Annotated in this window: 1 pseudogene; it reads right to left on the reverse strand. The window is 55.6% G+C overall.

The window, feature by feature from the left end:
• Positions 1 to 378 (reverse strand): annotated as a pseudogene (locus tag HMPREF2955_RS13305) (RHS repeat-associated core domain-containing protein); the annotation flags it as partial.

Genomic DNA, 378 nt, shown 5'->3' on the forward strand with positions numbered 1-378 from the left:
TGATGGTGTTGTAGCCATAACCCGTGTTGTCGGGATCGGCCGTCGCACCTTTCATCGTGGGCACTCCTGGTGGTGTGCCCAGCTTGCGGTAGTAGTCCTCGCGCTGTTTCCCTATCTGCAGCATGCGGGCGGCATAGTCTTTCTGCCCTGCCGTAACGTTGTTGCTGCTGATGCCGTAGACATTGCTGAACTTGCCTGTTCCAAGTTTGCTTGCTACGCGCTTGTCGCCGATGAAGTAATGCTTGGTAAAGCGGTTCTTCGTTACGGTGATAATCGGGGCAGGATAGATGGTGTAGTCCTCCGTTTCGTGGAACGTGATTCCCTGCGGCGCACCATTGACATATACGCCTTCGAGGTCGCCGTGGCTCTTGACGATGC

This window comes from Prevotella sp. HMSC073D09 (genome assembly GCF_001814145.1).
In the GTDB taxonomy this organism is placed as follows: Bacteria; Bacteroidota; Bacteroidia; order Bacteroidales; family Bacteroidaceae; genus Prevotella; species Prevotella conceptionensis.